Annotated in this window: 19 protein-coding genes and 1 pseudogene; 15 read left to right on the top strand and 5 right to left on the bottom strand. The window is 64.0% G+C overall.

Annotated features, from left to right (window positions below):
• Positions 1 to 2 precede the first annotated feature (2 nt).
• Entirely contained in the window at positions 3 to 671 is a 669-nt protein-coding gene (locus ACP8IT_RS10360) for a response regulator transcription factor (RefSeq protein WP_023029255.1), read from the bottom strand.
• Entirely contained in the window at positions 668 to 1477 is an 810-nt protein-coding gene (locus ACP8IT_RS10355) for a sensor histidine kinase (protein WP_490290048.1), read from the bottom strand. Before ACP8IT_RS10355 ends, ACP8IT_RS10360 begins: the two co-directional genes overlap by 4 nt.
• Between ACP8IT_RS10355 and ACP8IT_RS10350 the strand changes: the two genes are divergently transcribed.
• The gene (locus tag ACP8IT_RS10350; RefSeq protein WP_490290047.1) at positions 1476 to 2162 is read left to right on the top strand and encodes an ABC transporter ATP-binding protein; all 687 of its coding nucleotides are present in this window, start codon (positions 1476 to 1478) and stop codon (positions 2160 to 2162) included. The two genes, ACP8IT_RS10355 and ACP8IT_RS10350, sit on opposite strands and share 2 nt — an antisense overlap.
• A complete protein-coding gene (locus ACP8IT_RS10345) occupies positions 2159 to 3559 on the top strand; it encodes an FtsX-like permease family protein (protein ID WP_490290046.1) in 1401 nt (466 codons plus the stop codon). The genes ACP8IT_RS10350 and ACP8IT_RS10345 overlap by 4 nt, the downstream gene beginning before the upstream one ends.
• A gap of 162 nt (positions 3560 to 3721) precedes the next feature.
• On the opposite strand, the gene ACP8IT_RS10340 is transcribed toward ACP8IT_RS10345, so the two are convergent.
• Both ACP8IT_RS10340 and ACP8IT_RS10335 read right to left on the bottom strand, forming a co-directional pair.
• On the bottom strand, positions 3722 to 4552 hold the full coding sequence (locus tag ACP8IT_RS10340) for a PDDEXK family nuclease (protein ID WP_284896540.1): 831 nt from the start codon (positions 4550 to 4552) through the stop codon (positions 3722 to 3724).
• Positions 4553 to 4824: 272 nt separating this feature from the next.
• A complete protein-coding gene (locus ACP8IT_RS10335) occupies positions 4825 to 5298 on the bottom strand; it encodes an inorganic diphosphatase (RefSeq protein ID WP_035108560.1) in 474 nt (157 codons plus the stop codon).
• Between the two features lie 82 nt (positions 5299 to 5380).
• Here ACP8IT_RS10335 and dacB point away from each other — a divergent pair, with 82 nt between their 5' ends.
• The 13 genes and pseudogenes from dacB to ACP8IT_RS10270 all read left to right on the top strand — a co-directional run bounded on the left by dacB (position 5381) and on the right by ACP8IT_RS10270 (position 17027).
• Entirely contained in the window at positions 5381 to 6667 is a 1287-nt protein-coding gene (gene dacB, locus ACP8IT_RS10330) for a D-alanyl-D-alanine carboxypeptidase/D-alanyl-D-alanine endopeptidase (protein ID WP_490290045.1), read from the top strand.
• A complete protein-coding gene (tilS, locus tag ACP8IT_RS10325) occupies positions 6668 to 7648 on the top strand; it encodes a tRNA lysidine(34) synthetase TilS (RefSeq protein WP_490298655.1) in 981 nt (326 codons plus the stop codon).
• Between the two features lie 12 nt (positions 7649 to 7660).
• Positions 7661 to 8248, top strand: a complete 588-nt coding sequence (hpt, locus tag ACP8IT_RS10320) for a hypoxanthine phosphoribosyltransferase (RefSeq protein WP_005279498.1) — start codon at positions 7661 to 7663, stop codon at positions 8246 to 8248.
• Positions 8249 to 8260: 12 nt separating this feature from the next.
• The gene (gene ftsH, locus ACP8IT_RS10315; protein WP_490290043.1) at positions 8261 to 10672 is read left to right on the top strand and encodes an ATP-dependent zinc metalloprotease FtsH; all 2412 of its coding nucleotides are present in this window, start codon (positions 8261 to 8263) and stop codon (positions 10670 to 10672) included.
• A gap of 11 nt (positions 10673 to 10683) precedes the next feature.
• The gene (folE, locus tag ACP8IT_RS10310; protein WP_490290042.1) at positions 10684 to 11292 is read left to right on the top strand and encodes a GTP cyclohydrolase I FolE; all 609 of its coding nucleotides are present in this window, start codon (positions 10684 to 10686) and stop codon (positions 11290 to 11292) included.
• Between the two features lie 95 nt (positions 11293 to 11387).
• Positions 11388 to 12293, top strand: coding sequence for a dihydropteroate synthase (folP, locus tag ACP8IT_RS10305; RefSeq protein WP_490290607.1), 906 nt, complete (start codon positions 11388 to 11390; stop codon positions 12291 to 12293).
• A 2-nt stretch (positions 12294 to 12295) separates the two neighbouring features.
• Positions 12296 to 12670: pseudogene (folB, locus tag ACP8IT_RS10300) on the top strand (dihydroneopterin aldolase); the annotation flags it as partial.
• 95 nt (positions 12671 to 12765) lie between these two features.
• Positions 12766 to 13251 (top strand): 2-amino-4-hydroxy-6-hydroxymethyldihydropteridine diphosphokinase, encoded by a 486-nt coding sequence (folK, locus tag ACP8IT_RS10295; RefSeq protein ID WP_481971722.1) that lies wholly within the window; start codon positions 12766 to 12768, stop codon positions 13249 to 13251.
• Entirely contained in the window at positions 13248 to 13721 is a 474-nt protein-coding gene (locus ACP8IT_RS10290) for a DUF3180 domain-containing protein (protein WP_481971723.1), read from the top strand. The genes folK and ACP8IT_RS10290 overlap by 4 nt, the downstream gene beginning before the upstream one ends.
• A 5-nt stretch (positions 13722 to 13726) precedes the next feature.
• Complete coding sequence (locus ACP8IT_RS10285) at positions 13727 to 14803, top strand: DUF6779 domain-containing protein (protein ID WP_490290041.1); 1077 nt, start codon at positions 13727 to 13729, stop codon at positions 14801 to 14803.
• A complete protein-coding gene (locus ACP8IT_RS10280; RefSeq protein WP_023017987.1) occupies positions 14804 to 15478 on the top strand; it encodes a Rossmann-fold NAD(P)-binding domain-containing protein in 675 nt (224 codons plus the stop codon). It begins immediately after the preceding gene.
• Entirely contained in the window at positions 15475 to 16416 is a 942-nt protein-coding gene (locus tag ACP8IT_RS10275; protein WP_490290040.1) for a pantoate--beta-alanine ligase, read from the top strand. The genes ACP8IT_RS10280 and ACP8IT_RS10275 overlap by 4 nt, the downstream gene beginning before the upstream one ends.
• On the top strand, positions 16416 to 17027 hold the full coding sequence (locus tag ACP8IT_RS10270) for a GNAT family N-acetyltransferase (protein WP_023017985.1): 612 nt from the start codon (positions 16416 to 16418) through the stop codon (positions 17025 to 17027). The genes ACP8IT_RS10275 and ACP8IT_RS10270 overlap by 1 nt, the downstream gene beginning before the upstream one ends.
• A 124-nt stretch (positions 17028 to 17151) precedes the next feature.
• On the opposite strand, the gene ACP8IT_RS10265 is transcribed toward ACP8IT_RS10270, so the two are convergent.
• Complete coding sequence (locus ACP8IT_RS10265; RefSeq protein WP_490290039.1) at positions 17152 to 18453, bottom strand: C1 family peptidase; 1302 nt, start codon at positions 18451 to 18453, stop codon at positions 17152 to 17154.
• Between the last annotated feature and the right edge of the window lie 5 nt (positions 18454 to 18458).

The raw sequence follows: 18458 nt of genomic DNA, 5'->3' as shown, positions 1-18458 counted from the left end.
CGCTAGCCGCCGTAGGTGGCCGCGGACAGGTACTGCAAGATCGCCTTCACGCGGCGGTTATCCTCACTGGGGTCCAGGCGTAGCTTGGTAAAGATATTGGACACGTGCTTGGCCACCGCGGCATTCGAGAGCACCAGCTCGGTGGCGATGTCCTTATTGGACTTCCCGCGCGACATCAGCTCTAAGACCTCGCGCTCGCGCGGGCTGAGCTCGCCCAGTCCGCTGCGCCCAGAGCGCATCAGTGCCTGCGCCACCGTCGGATCGATGACCGTGCCGCCCTGGGCCACTACCTCCAGGCTGGCCAGGAAATCGCGCACCTCAGAGACGCGATCCTTGAGCAGGTACCCGGTGCCCGCATCCGGGGAATCAAACAGTGCCACCGCATACGCCGGCGCCACGTACTGCGATAACACCATCACCGGCAGGCCCGGATAGGCGCGGCGCAGCGCCACCGCCGCCTTCAGCCCATCATCGCCCATCTCCGGCGGCATGCGCACATCCGTTATCACCACATCCGGCAACTGGGCACTCAGCTTGCCGATGACCCCCTCCAGCTCCACCGCCGTTCCCGCCCTGCCCACGACCTCGTGGCCGCGGCGCTCCAAGAGCCCGGCGAGCCCCTCGCGCAGGATCGCGGAATCATCCGCAATCACAATCCTTAATCCACTCATGCTGATACTCCCGTCTGCCCGCGCTCCAAAAGGAGCGGAATCGTGCACCTTACCCGCGTTGGGCCTCCCTCCGGCGAGGACAGCGACATCTCCCCGCCAAAGGCCGCCAGCCGCTCGGCCATGCCGGCCAGCCCGCGCCCCGGCTCAATCCGCGCCCCGCCCGGGCCCTCATCCACCACCGAGATACGAAGGGCCGCATCCGAGGTGATAAGCACCGAAACCGGCGCGCCCGGCGCATGCTTTGCGGCATTGGTCAGCGCCTCGGTGCCGAAGAAATAACCGCAGGCCAGCACGCTGGCGGAAAGCCGCGGCAACGGGTGTGGGGCGTAGACGCTGACGTGGGGGCCGTGGGCGGAGGCGGCATCGGCAAGCGCGGCCACCAAACCGTGATCCTGGAGGACCTGTGGGTGAATGCCGTGCACCGTCGCGCGCAGCGAACGCAGGCCGCGATCCACGTCCTGCTTCGCGGCGGTGAGCAGCTCGGCCTCGGCGCCGGTGGCATCCAGCAGGGCCTCGCCCAGCTTCATGCTTGCCGCCACCAAATATTGCTGCGCGCCATCGTGCAGATCGCGCTCGATGCGGGCGCGTTCTACCTCGTAGGCATCCGCAATCGCGCGGCGCGAGGCCGTCAGCTCCGCGATGACCCGCGCCTGCCGCTCCTCATTGCTGGTGGCCTGCTTCTTGCTGAAAATCACGCCCCCAAGCCTAATCGCGCGCGCCCCAGGCAGGGGTAAAGCTAGCACTACCGGGAAAGTATCCTTAGCGCTGTAGGAATAGCACGCCCGGCACGGTGAAATGAACAGCATGACACAGACACTTTCCCTCCACGACATCACGAAGGATTTCGGCGGCGGCCCCGTGCTGGCCGGCATCACCCTGGACATCACCCCGGGCGAGCTCGTCGCCATCATGGGGCCCTCCGGCTCCGGCAAGTCCACCCTGCTGCACTGCATGTCCGGCGTGCTCACGCCCACCGACGGCAGCGTCCACTTCGGTGACGAAGACATCTCCACGCTTTCCGATGCCGCCCGCTCTCGCACCCGCCTCCGCCACTTCGGCTTCGTCTTCCAAGACGGCCAGCTTTTGCCGGAACTGACCAACCTGGACAATGTGGCGCTGCCCGCGATGCTCAACGGGCTGGGTCGGCGCGCGGCCCGTTCGAAGGCGCTGTCACTGCTCGACCAGCTCGGGCTCGGCGACCTCGCGGACCGCCGCCCCGCCCAAGTCTCCGGCGGCCAAGCCCAGCGCGTGACCATCGCCCGCGCCCTCGTGGCAAACCCCGGCATCGTCTTTGCCGATGAACCCACCGGCGCCCTCGACCAAGCCACCGGCCACGAGGTCATGCAAATGCTGACCACCACCGTGCGCCAATCCGGCGCCAGCCTGGTCATGGTCACCCATGACCCCAAGGTGGCGGACTGGATGCAGCGCCGCGTGGAAATCCGCGACGGCATCATTCACGATGACCGCCGCCTGGGGGTGCAGCCATGAATACCGCGACCCTAGTCCTCAGCCTCCAACGCGAATCCGTCCGTGCCCGCTCCGGTGCGGGCATTGTCAGCGTGCTGGCCATCGTGAGCCTGACGCTGGGTTCTGCCATCGCCTTTCTCGTCGCCGGCGGCACCTGGATGTTCTGGCAGCGCGCCCATCACCCAGAAGACGCCGTGCCCGCCCTGCGCGCCGCCGCCGGCGAAAACCCGGAAAACTACTTCATGCCCTGGTTCGTCCTCGCGCTCATGGCCTGCGCGTTTATCGTTCCCGCACTCTTTAACCTCACCGCGCAGGCCGCGGTCCTCGGCGCCTCCGGCCGGGAACAGCGCCTGTCCACCCTCCGCCTGCTGGGCCTAAGCTCCCACCAGGTCGAGCGCATGGCCGCCGTGGAGACCGGCATCCAAGCCCTCATCGGCATCGTGCTGGGCTGGCTCATCAGCGTGCTCATCGCCCCCGTCTTCACGCACGTGAAATTCCAGGACCGCCCCGTCGCCTTCGAGGAAATCATCCTGCCCTGGTGGGGATACCTCGCGGTGGCCGCAGTCCTTTTCCTCCTCGCCCTCGCCGCGGCCCTTGCTGGCATGTGGCGCGTGCGCGTCAGCCCCCTCGGCGTGGCTAAACGCCAGATGCCCGCCGCTTTCCGATGGTGGCGCCTCATCGCCTTCCTCCTCATTGTCGCCATCGGCGGTATCCTGCTCAAAGGCCAATCCGGCATACCCGAAATCTCCATGGCCGTCCCGCTCTTCGCCGTGATCATGAGCATCAACCTGGTCGCGCCCTACCTCCTGCAAATCGGCGCGCGCCTTTTGGCTTTGCTCCCCGGCACCGCGCACCTCGTAGCCTGCCAGCGCGTGGGCGCCAACGCCCGCCGCGCCTGGCGGCAAAGCGCGGCCATCGGCTTCTTCGGCTTCCTCGCCGGCTTCCTGATGGGCTCGCCCAATGGCACCGATGCCCTCGCCACCGCTCTGAAAGAAGAACAAGAAACGGGCATCGTGTTCCGAGACGTCTCCACCGGGGTCGTCCTGACCTTGCTCTTCGGCTTCGCGCTGACCAGCATGTCCATCTTCCTCGGCCAAGTATCGTCCGCCTTCGAGGACAAAGAACTCATTCGCTCCCTTGACCTGATGGGCGTGCCGCGCCGCTTCCAATTCCGCACGAACACCCTCGCCGTGATGGGACCCATCGTCGCGCTCAGTATCTTCGGTTTCCTCTTCGGTGCCGGCATCGCCGGCACAATGTTCTTGAGCATCGTCTGGGACGAAGGCGTCGACCTCGCCGAACGGCTCCTCATTTCCTTCAGCTTCCTCGCCGTGGGCTGGGCGGTGACCTTCCTCGCCATCGCGCTCGTCGAGCCCCTGCGCGGTCACGTTCTCCGCAGTGGCCGCCGCAAGGAATAGCCGGTTTCCTCGGGCGTGCTGGGCTGTGGTTCTGGGGCTTTGGCCTTGGCCCTGGCCCAGACTCTGGCCCGGCTGACCCGCACTCTGGCCCGGCTGCGCCTGTTCCGAGCTTTGCGCTGGTCAGCTGTTTCGTCGATTCTTGCCCTAGCGTGGGGCTAAGCTTTAGCGCCGCGCGCTTTCATGCCGCCACAAGCGGTGCCACTGCCAGGGAGGACGCGCAAAGGGTCGCTTATTCTTTGCCGTGGCCATTACCTGCTGCACCACGAAATCCGGGTAGTGGTCAATCGTCGTCGCGGTGAAGTGGAGGGGCTTCCAGCCGCGATGGACGGCATCGTTAAGCTTGTGCCTGTCCAACTCAAATTGGCGGCGATTTTCGCCCCGGTGGTAGGCGTAGCCATCGACCTCGATGGCAATCTTGTGCTCCTTAAGCACCAGATCCCAGTGGTAGGGGCCTATTTTTATATTGTTCTGGACCGCGAAATGCGGCGCAAGGGCGCGGGTTAACTGGCGCTCCGGCACGCTATCCGTGCCGATGATCGCTCTGTCCAAGGCGCGCTTTACCGGCCGCGGAAACCGCTGGTAGTCCAGCTTATTCAGCTCCAGGCGGCTGACCCCGTCCTTGCCGGAATAAAAGTCCTCGAGGAAGGCGACCGCATCATCCTCCGGCATCGCCTCGACTGCCTGCAGTGGATTGCACACGGTGACGCCATCCCAGGTCAACGCGCCCTTCGGCCGGGCGCGGCGGGAGGTGAAATACTTACTCGACGGCAGCGATGAGCTGCGCAGGAACTCCAACGGAAAGCGCAGCGGCTTTTCGACGTGCTTGAGCGCGGCTGAGTAACCGTCGAGCGCGCAATCCGGCCACTCCTCGCTCATGATGCGCGCGAGCTGGTTTGGCGTCGGCTCCTCTGACAGGCAGAAGCCGTTCGCGATCCGGACGGCGCCGTGGCGTACCGCTTGCTGAGCGGCACTTTTCCCCCGAAAAATTTCCATTCGTACCCCTCGATCCCCCGAAACGAAGGTTGTGTGGCGCGGTTGGGCGCTTGTTTGATGCGTTCTCGATGCGATCTTGAAGCGATCTCGATGCGATCTTGATGCGTTTTAACAAATAGCGGCCTCAAACCCCGCGGTTTCCGCGGCCTATTTGCAAAAACGCATCAGTTGGGCCTCAAAACAGACTTCATGGCCCTAAAACGCCGGGCTCGGCCCCGCAAAAGCGCGGACCGAGCCCTAAGAGCCCCCGAAGCCCCCGCAAACCCCGCAGCCTACTTCAGGCGAGCCTTGGCCTCTTCCAGAATCTTCTCGGCCTCAGCCTTGTCGCCCCAGCCGGAACCGGAAACTTCCTTGTTGGGCTCGAGGTCCTTGTAGTGGACGAAGAAATGCTCGATTTCGTCCTTGATGTGCTGTTCCACATCGTCGATGTCCTGGTAGCGCTCCCAGCGCGGGTCATCGATGACGGCGAGCAGCTTGTCATCGCCGCCGGCCTCATCGGTCATCTTGAACACGCCGACGATGCGGGCTTCAACGATGACACCGGGGAAAACGGGCTCGGGGAGGATGACGAGGGCATCGAGGGGATCGCCGTCTTCGCCAAGCGTGTGGTCGATGAAGCCGTAGTCGGCGGGGTAGGCCATTGGGGTGAACAGGTAGCGGTCCAGGTAGACCTTGCCGGACTCGTGGTCCACCTCGTACTTATTGCGGGAGCCCTTTGGGATTTCAATGGTTACTTCAACGCTCACAGCGATGTCCTCCATATGGGATTGGGTGTTAATTACCGTCAATAGTCTAGCGCGTCGCCCATCCGCGCTAGGGTTGGTGGCGATGAAAGCTAAGAAGGTTTGGTGGTCAGTAACCGCGCTGGTGGTCACGGCGGCGGTCGGGGGCATGGCTGCGCTGGGGGTTACCATCCAGCGCGAGTACGGCGATCTTTCGCATGGCGAGGCCGAAACGGTCCAGGCCCCGGAAAATCCCCTGCAGCCGGCAACGGCGCAGGATGTGGACTTTGCGGCGCTCAGCGCGAAGCTGGATGAGCTGGGCAAGAACGAGGATTTGGCCACCTTTGGCGGGCAGGTCATCGACAGTGAGACCGGCTCGGTGGTGTGGGAGAGCGATGCGGATAAGGCGCTGACCCCGGCTTCCTCGACGAAGGTGCTCACCACCGCCGCGGCAACGCTGGCCCTGGATGAGTCGAAGCGGATTACCACCAAGGTCTACCGCGGCAAGGACCCGAACAACGTGGTCATCAAGGCGGCTGGCGATGTCTGGATGACCAACGAGCAGCTCGATGAGCTGGCGGAACAGATTAAAAAGACCGGCACCCAGGTGGCGGGCGTGTACATCGATACCTCCGCGTGGGCGGGCGAGCCGCAGGCGCCGGGCTGGGATCCGGAGAACGTGGATGAGGGCTTCGTCGCGCCCATGGAACCGGCCATGCTCTACGGCGGGCGCATTGGCGCTACGGAGGGCGATGTCCCGCGCAGCCACACCCCGGCCCTCGACGTCGCGGGCGAGCTGGCCAAGCGCCTGGGCACGGATAAATTCGCCCCCGGCACGGTGACGGAAGGCGCGGAGGAGCTGGCCAGCGTCGAGTCGGCTCCCTTGAGCGAGCGCGCGCTGGAGATGGTGCGGCATTCCGATAACGTCATGGCGGAGGCAATTGCCCGCGAGCTTGCCGATGCCCGCGGCAAACAGCCCAGCTTCCAGGCCGACACCCAAGCCACGCTGGACGTGCTCCGTGAGCACGGGTTCGATGTCAGCGGCGTGGATATCAAGGACAACTCGGGCCTTTCGGTAGATAATCGGTTGAGCGCGAGCGTGCTGGCGGAGATTGTCAACGGCGCGGTCGAGGAACCGCAGCTGCGCCCCTTGGCGGCGTATTTGCCGGTGGCCGGTGGCGACGGCACGCTGCACGAGCGCTACGGGGAGTCCGCGGCGCGCGGGTTTGTCCGGGCAAAGACCGGCACGTTGACCGGCGTATCCGCACTGGCGGGCACCGCGCAAGGCCAATCCGGGCGCGTGTATTCCTTTGCGTTCTTGGTCAATGATGGCGAGATTATGGCGGCGCGCGCGGCCCAAGATGACCTCGCCGCGGCGCTGCACGAGTTTTAAATGAGCCCACAGCCTGGAGTTATGCCGTTTTGGCCGCGGTTTTCGCCGCATTTTTTGGCCTGCCGGCGCGCGGTCCGCGCGGCACGGATGGATCGCACCGTGGCGGTGGGGCTATCCGGCGGCGCGGATTCCTTGGCGCTGTGCGCGGCGATGATCGCGGAGGGCCACGACGTGATCGCGCTATGCGTCGACCACGGATTGCAGGATGGTTCGCGTGAGCAGGCTGAGAAGGCCGCTTGGCAAGCAGAGAGCTTGGGCGCGCGGGCACGGGTGCTCGTGGTACGGGTGCCGGAGGAAGCGGGGAATTCGCTGGAAGCAGTGGCTAGGCAAGCGCGCTACCAAGCGATGTCCGCAGCCGCGCACGAAGACGGAGCTTCGCGCAGAGGAGGAAGGTCGTTGGAGATTGCCGTGGCGCATACGGCCGATGACCAGGCGGAAACGCTCCTCCTTGGCGCCCTGCGCGGCCGGGTGGCCGGCATGCCGGAACGAGCAGTGGTGGAAGGCGCGCGGATCGTGCGGCCATTTCTGCAGGTGCGGCGTGCCGATACGGTGGGCGCGTGCGCGGAGCTGGGGTTAGAGGTGTGGCAAGACCCGCAGAATGCGGATACGGATTTTCGGCGGGTAGCGCTGCGACGGGAGATCATCCCAGAGTTGTCGCGGGTCATCGGCGGTGATGCGGTACCGGCGCTGGCGCAGGCGGCGATGGATACCGCGCGCGATGAAGAATACCTCGCCACGCCGGCCACCGCGGACTGTGCGGAATTGGCCGCGCTGCCGGAGCCGCGACGCCGGCGCGCTATTGCGGCCTGGCTCATCGAGCAGGGAGTGAAGGTGACGAGGGAGGGGGTTGGAGGCATCGGCAAGCTGTGTACCAACTGGCACGGACAAGGGCCGGTGGCTGTGAGTTCGGCGCGGCAGGCGGGGCAGAGGTTGGAAGTAGCACGTATAGGTGGCAAACTGGCACTATTGTCTGGTCATTAAAGGAGCGCACACGTGCACGACAAGAAAGACTTCGCCGTCCCCGCAAACCGCTACGGAGACGATGTAGAAGCAATCCTCATCACGGAAGAGGAAATTAAAGACCGCGTCCAGCAGCTGGCGGATGCGGTATCTGAGAAATATGCCGACGCCGAGCAAGACCTGCTTTTGGTCTGCGTATTAAAGGGTGCGGCCTTTTTCCTGACGGACTTCGCGCGCAAGCTATCCATCCCCTCGGAGCTGGAGTTTATGGCCGTCTCCTCGTACGGCGCCTCCACGTCTTCTTCTGGGGTGGTGCGCATCTTGAAGGACTTGGACCGGGATATCGCCGGGCGCGATGTGGTCATTGTGGAAGACATCATCGACTCGGGCCTGACGCTATCCTGGCTCATTCGCAACCTGCGGGGGCGCAACCCGAAGTCGCTCAACGTGGTGACCTTGTTGCGCAAGCCGGAAGTGGTAAAGGCGCAGATCGATCTGCTCGATGTGGGCTTTGATATCCCCAATGAATTCGTCATTGGTTATGGCCTTGACTACGCGGAACGCTACCGCGACCTGCCCTTTGTGGGCACCCTTCACCCTGATGTCTATACCACCAACTAAAATCGCGCAGTAATGAAAAACAATAAACTCCTTCGCTACGGCGGCATTGCGGCGCTGATCCTCGTAGCGCTGTACGCCTTTACGTTCTTTAGCAACGAGACCCGCGGATACGTGGACGCGGATACCTCCGTGGCCTTAAAACAGCTGCAGGATAAAAACGTTGACGAGGTAGAAATTGATGACCGCGAGCAGCGCCTGCGCATCAAGCTCAAGGATGAAATCACGGTAGAAGAGCGCGAGGGCGTTGAAGAGATCGTGTCTCAGTACCCCGCGCGCGCCTCCGAGCAGGTCTTTGACGCGGTCAAGGATTCGGGTGCGGAGAAGTACGAGACCAACGTCACCCAGGAATCCTTCTTGGGCTCTATGCTCAGCTTCCTGCTGCCGATGATCATCCTCTTCGGCCTGCTGTTCTGGCTCATGTCCCGCATGCAGCAGGGTGCTGGCGGCATGTTCGGCATCGGCGGCTCCAAGGCCAAGGAACTGACCAAGGACATGCCGACCAATACCTTCGAGGATGTTGCCGGCGCCGATGAGGCCGTGGATGAGCTGCAGGAAATCAAGGACTTCCTGGAGGATCCGACGCGCTACCACGACTTGGGCGCTAAGATTCCGCGTGGCGTGCTGCTTTATGGCCCTCCGGGTACCGGTAAGACCTTGTTGGCCCGCGCCGTTGCGGGCGAGGCCGGCGTGCCGTTTTATTCCATCTCCGGTTCGGACTTCGTGGAGATGTTCGTCGGTGTCGGTGCCTCCCGCGTGCGTGACCTGTTCAAGCAGGCCAAGGAGCACAGCCCGTGCATCATCTTCGTGGACGAGATCGACGCCGTGGGCCGCCAGCGCGGTTCCGGTACCGGCGGCGGGCACGATGAGCGCGAGCAGACCCTGAACCAGCTGCTGGTGGAGATGGACGGCTTCGGCGACCGCGAGGGCGTGATCCTCATCGCGGCCACCAACCGTCCCGATATTTTGGACCCCGCATTGCTGCGCCCGGGCCGTTTCGACCGCCAGATTCCGGTCACCAACCCGGATCTGGCCGGCCGCGAGCAGATCCTGCGCGTGCACGCCAAGGACAAGCCCTTGGCAGAAGAGGTCGATGTGGCGCAGCTGGCCAAGCGCACCGCCGGCATGTCCGGTGCGGACCTTGCCAATGTGCTTAACGAGGCCGCGCTTCTCACTGCCCGCATCGGCGGCAACGTCATTACTTACGACGCGCTGGAAGAGGCCACCGACCGCGTGGTGGGCGGGCCACGACGCCAGGGCAAGATCATCTCCGAGCACGAGAAGAAGGTCACTGCCTACCACGAGGGCGGCCACACCTTGTCCGCGTGGGCACTCAAGGACATCGAGCGCGTGTACAAGGTCACCATCTTGGCCCGCGGTCGCACCGGTGGTCACGCCATGACCTCGCAGGAAGACGACAAGGGCATGTACACCCGCGATGAGCTGTTTTCCCGCTTGGTCTTTGCCATGGGTGGCCGCGCCGCCGAGGAATTGGTCTTCGGTGCTCCCACCACGGGCGCGTCCTCCGATATTGAGAACGCCACCAAGATCGCCCGCGCGATGCTGACCGAATACGGCTTTTCGCCCGACCTGGGCACCGTCAAGTACGGCCAGGAGCAAGGCGATCCGTTCAGCCACATGGGCGGGGGCGGCGGCTCCATCGATTACTCGGATGACGTTGCCGCCAAGATCGACGAGCAGATGCGCTATCTCCTCGAGCGCGCGCACGAGCAGGCCTACGACATCCTGCGCACCAACCGCGAGTTCTTGGATAAGCTGGCTGAGGCCCTCCTGGAGAAGGAGACCCTGCGCCGACCGGACTTGGAGAGCATCTTTGACGGCATCGTGCCGCGCGATGCCTACGATGTCTTCCCCGGCGAAGACGATCGTTTCCCGCGCCAGATCGGTTACGCGCCGGTCAAGACCCCGGTCGAGCTGGCCAAGGAGCGCGGCGAGGAACTTCCCAAACGCATGACGCTTCTCGATGCCTCCCGGGCCGCCCGCGAGCGCCGCCTCGCCGGCGAAGAGCTCAAGGGCGAGGTTGGCTTTAACTTTGGCCAGCACGCCGGCGACTACGTGAACCCCGAAACAGTGCGCGAGCTGCACGGCGGCGGCAGCGATTCCGAGAACCGCAGCGGCCACGGCACCGGTAGCGATGGCCGCGGCGCGGACCGCGAGAATCGGAGCGACCACGCCGACCGGAACGACCGCGAGAACCACGGCGACCACGACCGCGCCGACCACAACGACCGCGGGGACCGCGACGGTGGGGAAGGGCGAACGGATTCAGCACCGGAAAGCAGGGGCAAGCACCACAAGCCAGAGGGAGAAACCAGCCAATGGTTCACCCCAGGGTGGAATGAGTCTTCCCGCCGCGATAATCCCTACGCGCGCGATGCGGAAAAGCCGCGCGATGACGAAAAGTAAGAAGTACGTGCATGTCTGAAAATCACACTGATCCCCAGCAGGTGCCCGCCCGCGCGCCGTATGACCACGAGCGAGCGGAGGCGGCCGTCCGCGAGTTGCTCCTTGCCGTGGGCGAGGACCCCGACCGCGAAGGCCTGCGCGAGACCCCGGCACGCGTGGCCCGCGCTTACCGGGAGGTATTCGCCGGCCTGCACGAGGACCCGACGGAGGTGCTGCACAAGACCTTCGCGGAGGACCACCAGGAACTGGTCTTGGTGCGCGATATCCCGATTTATTCCACCTGCGAGCACCACCTCGTGCCGTTTTATGGGGTGGCGCATATTGGCTATATCCCCGGCAAGGACGGGCACGTCACCGGGCTGAGCAAGCTGGCTCGCCTGGCGGATATGTACGCCAAGCGCCCGCAGGTCCAGGAGCGCCTGACCCAGCAGATTGCCGATGCCCTCGTGGATGTCCTCGAGGCCCAATCCGTCATCGTCGTCATCGAGTGCGAGCACTTGTGCATGGCCATGCGGGGCATCCGCAAGCCGGGCGCGACCACGACGACCTCCGCGGTGCGCGGCGGGTTCAAAAATAACGCGGCCTCGCGCGCGGAAGTGCTCAGCTTCATTCGTACGTAGCGCGTACGCAGTCGAGTTTGTCGAGCGAGAAGGAGAACGCAGTGCACCCGGCTTCCTCAGTTGGAGAATTGACCATCGCGAAGCGCACGCTGGTGATGGGCATCGTGAATGTTACGAAGGATTCCTTTTCCGATGGCGGGTGGTGGCTCGACTTTGACGCCGCCACCACTCATGCCCGTGAACTGGTGGAACAGGGTGCGGACATGATCGATGTGGGCGGCGAATCCACCCGCCCGGGCGCGGTGCGCGTGGAGGCGCAGGAAGAGGCCGACCGCGTGGTTCCGGTCATCCAGGCGCTGCACGATCAGGGCATTCGCACCTCGGTGGATACGATGCGCGCCTCGGTCGCCACCGCTGCGGCCGCGGCCGGGGTGGACATGATTAACGATGTCTCCGGCGGGCTTGCTGACCCCGAGATGTATGCCGCCATGGCCGATGCCGGCGTGCCCGTCTGCCTCATGCACTGGCGTACGCTGCAGAAAGGCGCGTTCGGATCCGCGGCGGGCACGGCGGATCACGGCGGCGACGTGGTCCGCGACGTCCACGAGACCCTCGCCCGCCTGAGTCAAAATGCCCTGGATGCGGGCGTGAAAAAGGATAATATCGTGCTGGACCCGGGCCTCGGCTTTGCCAAGAGCCCGCAAGATAACTGGGCGCTGCTTAAGGCCCTGCCCGAGTTCCTGGACGGCGAGTTCCCCATCCTGGTGGGCGCCTCGCGCAAGCGCTTCCTCGCCGCCATCCGGGAAGACCGCGGGGTAGAGGCCAGCCCGCTGCTTGCCGATCCCGCCACCGCCGCCGTGACCGCCATCTCCGCCCAGATGGGCGCGTGGGGCGTGCGTGTGCACGAGGTGGGCGTATCCCGCGATGCCGTCGACGTGGCCGCCGCGTGGAACGCCGGCGAGTCCTATGTCGGCGGCGCCAATGCCACCGGCAGCTACCGCAATGCCGCCACCGGCGCGGGCACAGTGACCTCCACCGCGATGGGTACGGAAAGGAATTAACCATGGCAGATCGCATCGAATTAACCGGCCTTGAGTGCTTTGGCTACCACGGCGTCTTCGAGGAGGAAAAGCGCACCGGCCAGCCCTTCATCGTCGATATCACCTGCTGGTCCGAGTTTGCAGAGGCCGCAGCTCACGATGATCTGACTAAGACCATCAATTACGCAGAGCTTGCCGGTATCGCCGCCGATATCGTCGAAGGCCCCTCCCGCGACCTCATCGAGACCGTGGCCAGCGAGGTAGCCGATACCATCATGGAATCCTTTGCAGATCTGCACGCGGTGGAAGTGACCGTGCACAAGCCGAAGGCGCCGATCCCGCGCACTTTTGCCGATGTCGCCGTCGTCGCCCGCCGCTCTCGCAAACACGCGCGCACCGGTGCCTCACGGTCCGCCTCGCAAGCAGGTATTGACCAGGCTAAGGCGCGGGGAACCGATGCTCAGCACCCCGGCACGAACCCTGGGAGCAAGTAATGCGCGCGGTACTATCCATCGGCTCCAATATGGATGACCGCGTAGAGCTTTTGCGGACGGTGTTTACGGAATTCCGCGAGGACATCGTGGCGGCCTCACCCGTGTATGCCACCCCGCCGTGGGGAGTGACGGACCAGGATGAGTTCTTGAATGCGGTGCTCATCGTGGACGTCGAGGAGAGCCCGGTGGAGCTGTTGCAGCGCGGCCAGAAGCTGGAAGAAGCGGCAGAGCGCGTGCGCGTGCGCCACTGGGGCCCGCGCACCCTGGACGTGGACATCGTCGATATTGAAGGATATAGCTCCGCCGATGCGGAACTTACCGTCCCACACCCCTATGCCCACGAGCGCGCATTCGTGCTTATCCCCTGGTTAGCCGCCGATGCGGCTGCTAAATTGAAGGGACAGGATGTCTCCGCGCTGGTTGCTGCGTTGAACCCGCAGGAAACCGCAGATATCCACCGCCTGGGCCTGATGGAGGAGTTATGAAACGAACCTCGCTCGGTGCGCTTATCGGTGTTGGGGTATTCATGGCAGCCGCGGCCGCCATCCTCACCACGCGCTTTTATGGCTCCATGATGTCCATCCCAGTCACGGTCTCTGCCACGCTATGGCTCATGGTGGTGGTGTGCCTGGGGCTTACCTGGAAGGTGGATAAGGCCACCGATGAGGATCACGGCATCGGGCTGGATAATTCGCAGCTTAATCCCATGACCATCGCGCAGTTCATGCTGGTGGGCAAGGCCTCGGCGTGGACGGGTGCGATCGTCGGCGGGCTCTATGCCGGGGTGGCGGTGTATGTGATCCCGAATGCGGGCACCCTTGTCGCCGCTTCCGATGATCTGGCGGGCGTGCTGGCTTCTGCGGTGGGCGGCATCACCATGTCCGCGGCTGGCCTGCGATTGGAGCGACACTGCGAGACCCCGCCGCCACCGGACGGGCTTCAAGCGGTACATTAGGGAGCATGACTCAGCCGCGCTCTTCTTCCAAAAACTCGTCGTCCTCGCCGGATTTGGGACAAATTGGGATTATCGCCCTCGTCATCTTGGCCGTTATCGCCAGCATCGTCATGCTCATTTCCGGCTCGGCAGCGGCGCTCAAGATTGCGCTGATTGCCGCCCTGTGGGCCGCGGTGGTGGGCTTTTTCTTGGTGATGCGCTACCGCCGCCAGGCCGAGGAATCCGTGACCAAGCTGGAGCTGCAGGAGCGCGCCCACCGCGCGGAGCTCAAGCAGGCCCGCGCGGCCGAGGGCAAGGAGCTGCCGGACCAGCAGATCCTCGATGAGATCCGCACCGAGCTCGCCTCTATCCGCAAGCAGATCGAGGATTTGTCCGGCCACGAGTTCACCTACGAGCCCGCCGCGCTGCACGCTGAGGCGCGCCGCATCATGGAGCTGGAGGCACAGACCGCCGCGGCATCCCATCACCGGGAAGAAGAGATCGATTTCGAGCAGGCTTCTACCGGCGCGCCTTCTGCCGATGCCATCGCCGGCCGCCTGGGCAATCAGCCAACTAGTGCGCACGCGGACTCCAACCCGCTCAATGACATCATCAGCGAAAACACCCGCGCCCAGCGCAGCACCGGCCGGACCGCCGAGCCGCTTGCCGATGCCCCCAAGCCCGCCGCGTCCAGCGAGGCCGCGGGTGCGAAGGAACCGAAGGACGTTTCCTTCGATACCGGCAGCTTCCAGGCCGTGCGCTGGGATTCAGGCGGAGACTCCGATATCAAGCGCCACGGCTCCCAGCACGCGGGTATCGATAGCGCGGCACACTCTGGTTCCCGCGGCAGCCACCGCAAGCCGGAAGATGACACCGCAGCTGAGCCCGCTTCCGATGCGGTGACCCAGAATATCCCGCAGCAGACCACTGGCAAGGATGCGCGCGAGGAGTACAAGGGTTCGGGCCACCACGTGGCCGCCGAGCAGAAGCACACGGCATCGCGCCGCCAGCAGCAGACCCGCGGTCGCCGCCGCAGCGATGAACAGCGCGATGGTTCCGTGTCCGTTTCGGAGCTTTTGGCACAGATGAAGAAGGATAAATAAATGCGTCCACCGCGCATGCGTGTTGCCCTTTTCGGACGCAGCCTCGCCGGGATCTCCCTGGCCAATGCCATGGAGCGTGCCGGCCACACCGTGGAGATGCTCAATGATCCGGCCGAACTTGGCTCCTTCCAGGCGCTGATTCTGGCCGTGGGTGAGGCACGGCTGGACGCTGCCGTCGAGCTAGTCCAGGACCACGTGCACAAGGGGCTCATCGCTTTCCACACCTGCCTATCGCGGGGCGTGCAAGGCCTCGATCCGCTGGAGACACACGGTTGCATCGTGGCGGCCATAGCACCCATGGCGGGCGGGCGCTGGGCCGTATCCACGCTGGATGAGCTGGGCGAAAACATCGCTGACTTCGTAGTGACCGAATTCCGGGGGCAGGCAGTGCCGCTTTCCGATGCCGAACGTCCCGCCTTTGCCGCCCGCTCCTACTACATAGAAATGCTCAGCCGCTTGCACCTAGCAGCGGCCGTAGAAGCCAATTTCTTTGCCGAGTTTGATGAGATCCCACCGTCTGAATTCGACATCGATACAGAGGACATCATCGCGGCCTATCGCGGCGCCACGGATCCCGGAATGCGCCGCCATTACTTAGAAACCGCTCGGCGCTTGGGTGAAGTAGAAGATCGCACCGAATTAGAAATGTGGGCCCTGCAGGAGGAATCGCGATGAGCTTGAAGATGGGACAAGCCACCGTTATCAGCGAGGTCGACCGCATCCGCATGGTGGGAAGCGCCCTGCGCAAGACCGGTCGTCCCGTAGCCTTCGTGCCGCTGACCACCGGCGTGCATGCCGGGCACATCGCCCTGGTGCGCGCGGCCCGCCGCATCCGCGGCGCGGTGACCGTCGTGGCCCTCCAAGAACCCCGCGCCGAAGATGTAGAACTCCTGCGCGCCGAGGGCGTGGACGTCATCTGGGATTACACTCCCGAAAAACTTTGGCCCCATGGCCGCCGGATTAATATCGCGGCTCGCAGCGTCGCGGTTGAACGCGACGTCCCAGGGTTCCCAGCAGATCAAGACGCTCCCGCGACTACACCTGAGCCCACAAGCTTAGAACCAGACTTATCCGGCGAGCTCACCCTTTATCTCACGCTGATGATGGCGCTGTCGCCCACCGATGTCCTCATCGGGGAGAAGGACTACGAGCTGCTTTTGGCCATTCACCACGCGGTGCAGGACTTGCACCTTGGGGTTCGCGTGCAGGGCGTTCCCGCCGTGCGCATGCCCGATGGCGTGGTGATGAGCCTGCGCAATACGCGCGTGCCCGAAGATAAGCGCGAGGACGTAGCCGCCCTGTCCGCCGCGCTTACCGCTGGTGCACATGCGGCCGAAGCGGGCGCGAACAAGGTCCGGGAGGTTGCCGCAGGTGTCCTCGAAGCCGCCGGCGTTGAACCGGAATACCTAGAAGTGCGCGGCCGCGATCTGGGCAAGCCACCTGCGGAGGGCGATGCCCGCCTGCTGGTTGCGGCCACCATTGGCGGAGTTCGATTAATTGACAACGTTGGCCTGCCGCTGGGGATTGGATTCACTAATATTGAAGAGCACGAGGCTAAGGCCGAGCTCGAGCGCGAAAGGCAGCGCGAACAAAACCAATCCCCGGAGGACTAATGACCGAAATTCACATCCGCGACCTTGACCCGCGCGATGAACCCAAGGCGATTGAGTTTGCCATCGAAGGCATGCACCTGCACTGGTTTGTGAAGAATCCACGCTTCGAGCGTGCCTATGGCCGCTACTTTTGGGATCTAGAGCGCGCCCAGGCCACCGATATCTTGGCCGCCTATGCCGATGACGGGCGTTTCCTCGGCGTGATTTTGGCATCGATTAAAGGCGAACCAGCGCTGCCGTATCCGTGGTGGCGCAAGGCCTATGTCAAGGCCGTAGATCTCTTCAATAGCCTGCGCCCTGGCGGCCACCGCGAGGACTACGATGCCGCAAACGAGGATATGTTGGTCAGCTACCTGGCCGAAAACACCGTGGACGGCGAAATCGGCTTCCTCGTCGCGGACCCAAACTCGGGTGTAAAGGGCGTGGGCACCGCGCTCCTTGAGGCCTTTGAGGAGCGCCACCCCGGCAAGGATATTTATCTCTACACCGACGATGGCTGCACCTATCAGTTCTACGATTCCCGCGGTTTTGAGCGGGTGGGGGAGAAGGAAATCTCCATCGATAAGGACCGCGACCTTACCTGCATGCTGTACGTGCGCCACGTGGCGTGAGACTACCGCGTCACGCCACGCAAATGAGCGCAGCTTCACGCTACGCAAACGAACGGAGCGTCACGCCACGCAAATGAACGCCGCCTTTCGTGGCGCGGGTTCTCCCCGCGCCACCCGCGCCGTGCTAATTCGCCAGTGCGCCCATCGGATCCCACGCCGGCAGGGTGGTGATTTCGGCGGACTTGAGCGCCTCTTGGTATTGCTCAGGCAGGCGGGACGGGTGGACGGCGATTTCGAAGACGTACTCGTCAAACCAGTCATCGGCCATGGTCCAAAAGCCCTTGTCACCCTTCTCGGTGCCCCAGGAATTCTCCACGCGCCAGCGGGTGACGTCGCCGCCCTCGGCGATATCCGCGCCGGTAAAGACCATCGCGTGCGTCATCAGGGACTCGTGGAGGCGGAGGCGGTCCGGCTTCTCGATGCCCATTTCCACCCCATACAGCCCCTCATAATCGTGCAGGCGCTTGGCCCAGACGCCGCTATCGGCATCGGATTGCTGGCCGGTATCGCAGCCGAACCAGACGGGCTGGCCATCCTCGATGGCAGAGCGGGTGGCATCGCGCAATACCTCAACCGGGGCGTTGAGGTAGGTGACCTTTTCACCGGCGACGTTGCCCAAGTAGTCCACGGTGTAGAGCTCGCCGTAGTTATTGCGCGGGTCATTGACCACGCAGACGTACTCGCCCAGATCCTTCGGGAGGTACTCGCGGGCGAAGTCCTGCGGGGTAAAAGTGCCCTCGCGGTGGAAGTTATCGTCCTTATCGCGGTACTGCCACTGGAAATCTGTGGGCGGGAGGCCGAGGTTGGCGGTGAGGATGCGGTAGACATCGGCAAGCGCCTGCTCCTGCGCCCCAGACTTGCCCACGCGGATCTGGTGGGCGGCGCGGCGCAGGACGGTCTGCAGGTTGCGGTTGAGCATGGCGCTGGCCTCGGAGGACGCGGTCTCCGGCATGGCGTACTTGGGCACCACGCCGTACTTTTCCACCAGCGAGACGAACATGGACCACTGGCCGCCATCGCCAATGGGGTCATCCATGAGCTTGGTCAAGGTGCGGTCCGTAATTTCGCGGTCCTTGAGCTCGTCTACCGCAGTGAGGAACCAATTGGCTTTTTCCAGCTTGTCGTAGAAGTACAGGTAGGTCTGCGAAAGCTCGAAATCCTTGGTATTGGTGCGGTCCATGATGCCGCCGCGCAGGGAATTCAGGCCCGCAAAAATCCAGCAGCGGCCAGAAGCCTTCTGGTTTGCCGCGCCCCACTTATCGAGCTTGTGGCTGGTCGCCGTGGTGAGTTCGCGCACGAGATCGCGGTCGACGCTCAGCTTATCGATGCCCTCCTGCGCCACCGCATTCCGCGCCGCCCTGATGGCCGGCTCGCTGGTGAGGGTGGCGTTGGTGGTGTGAACTTCCTGTGGATTGATCTCATTCATTTCTC

This window comes from Corynebacterium sp. LaCa_23 (assembly GCF_058182375.1).
Note: the sequence above shows the minus strand (reverse complement) of the source record. Positions and strands in the feature narration are given on the sequence as shown.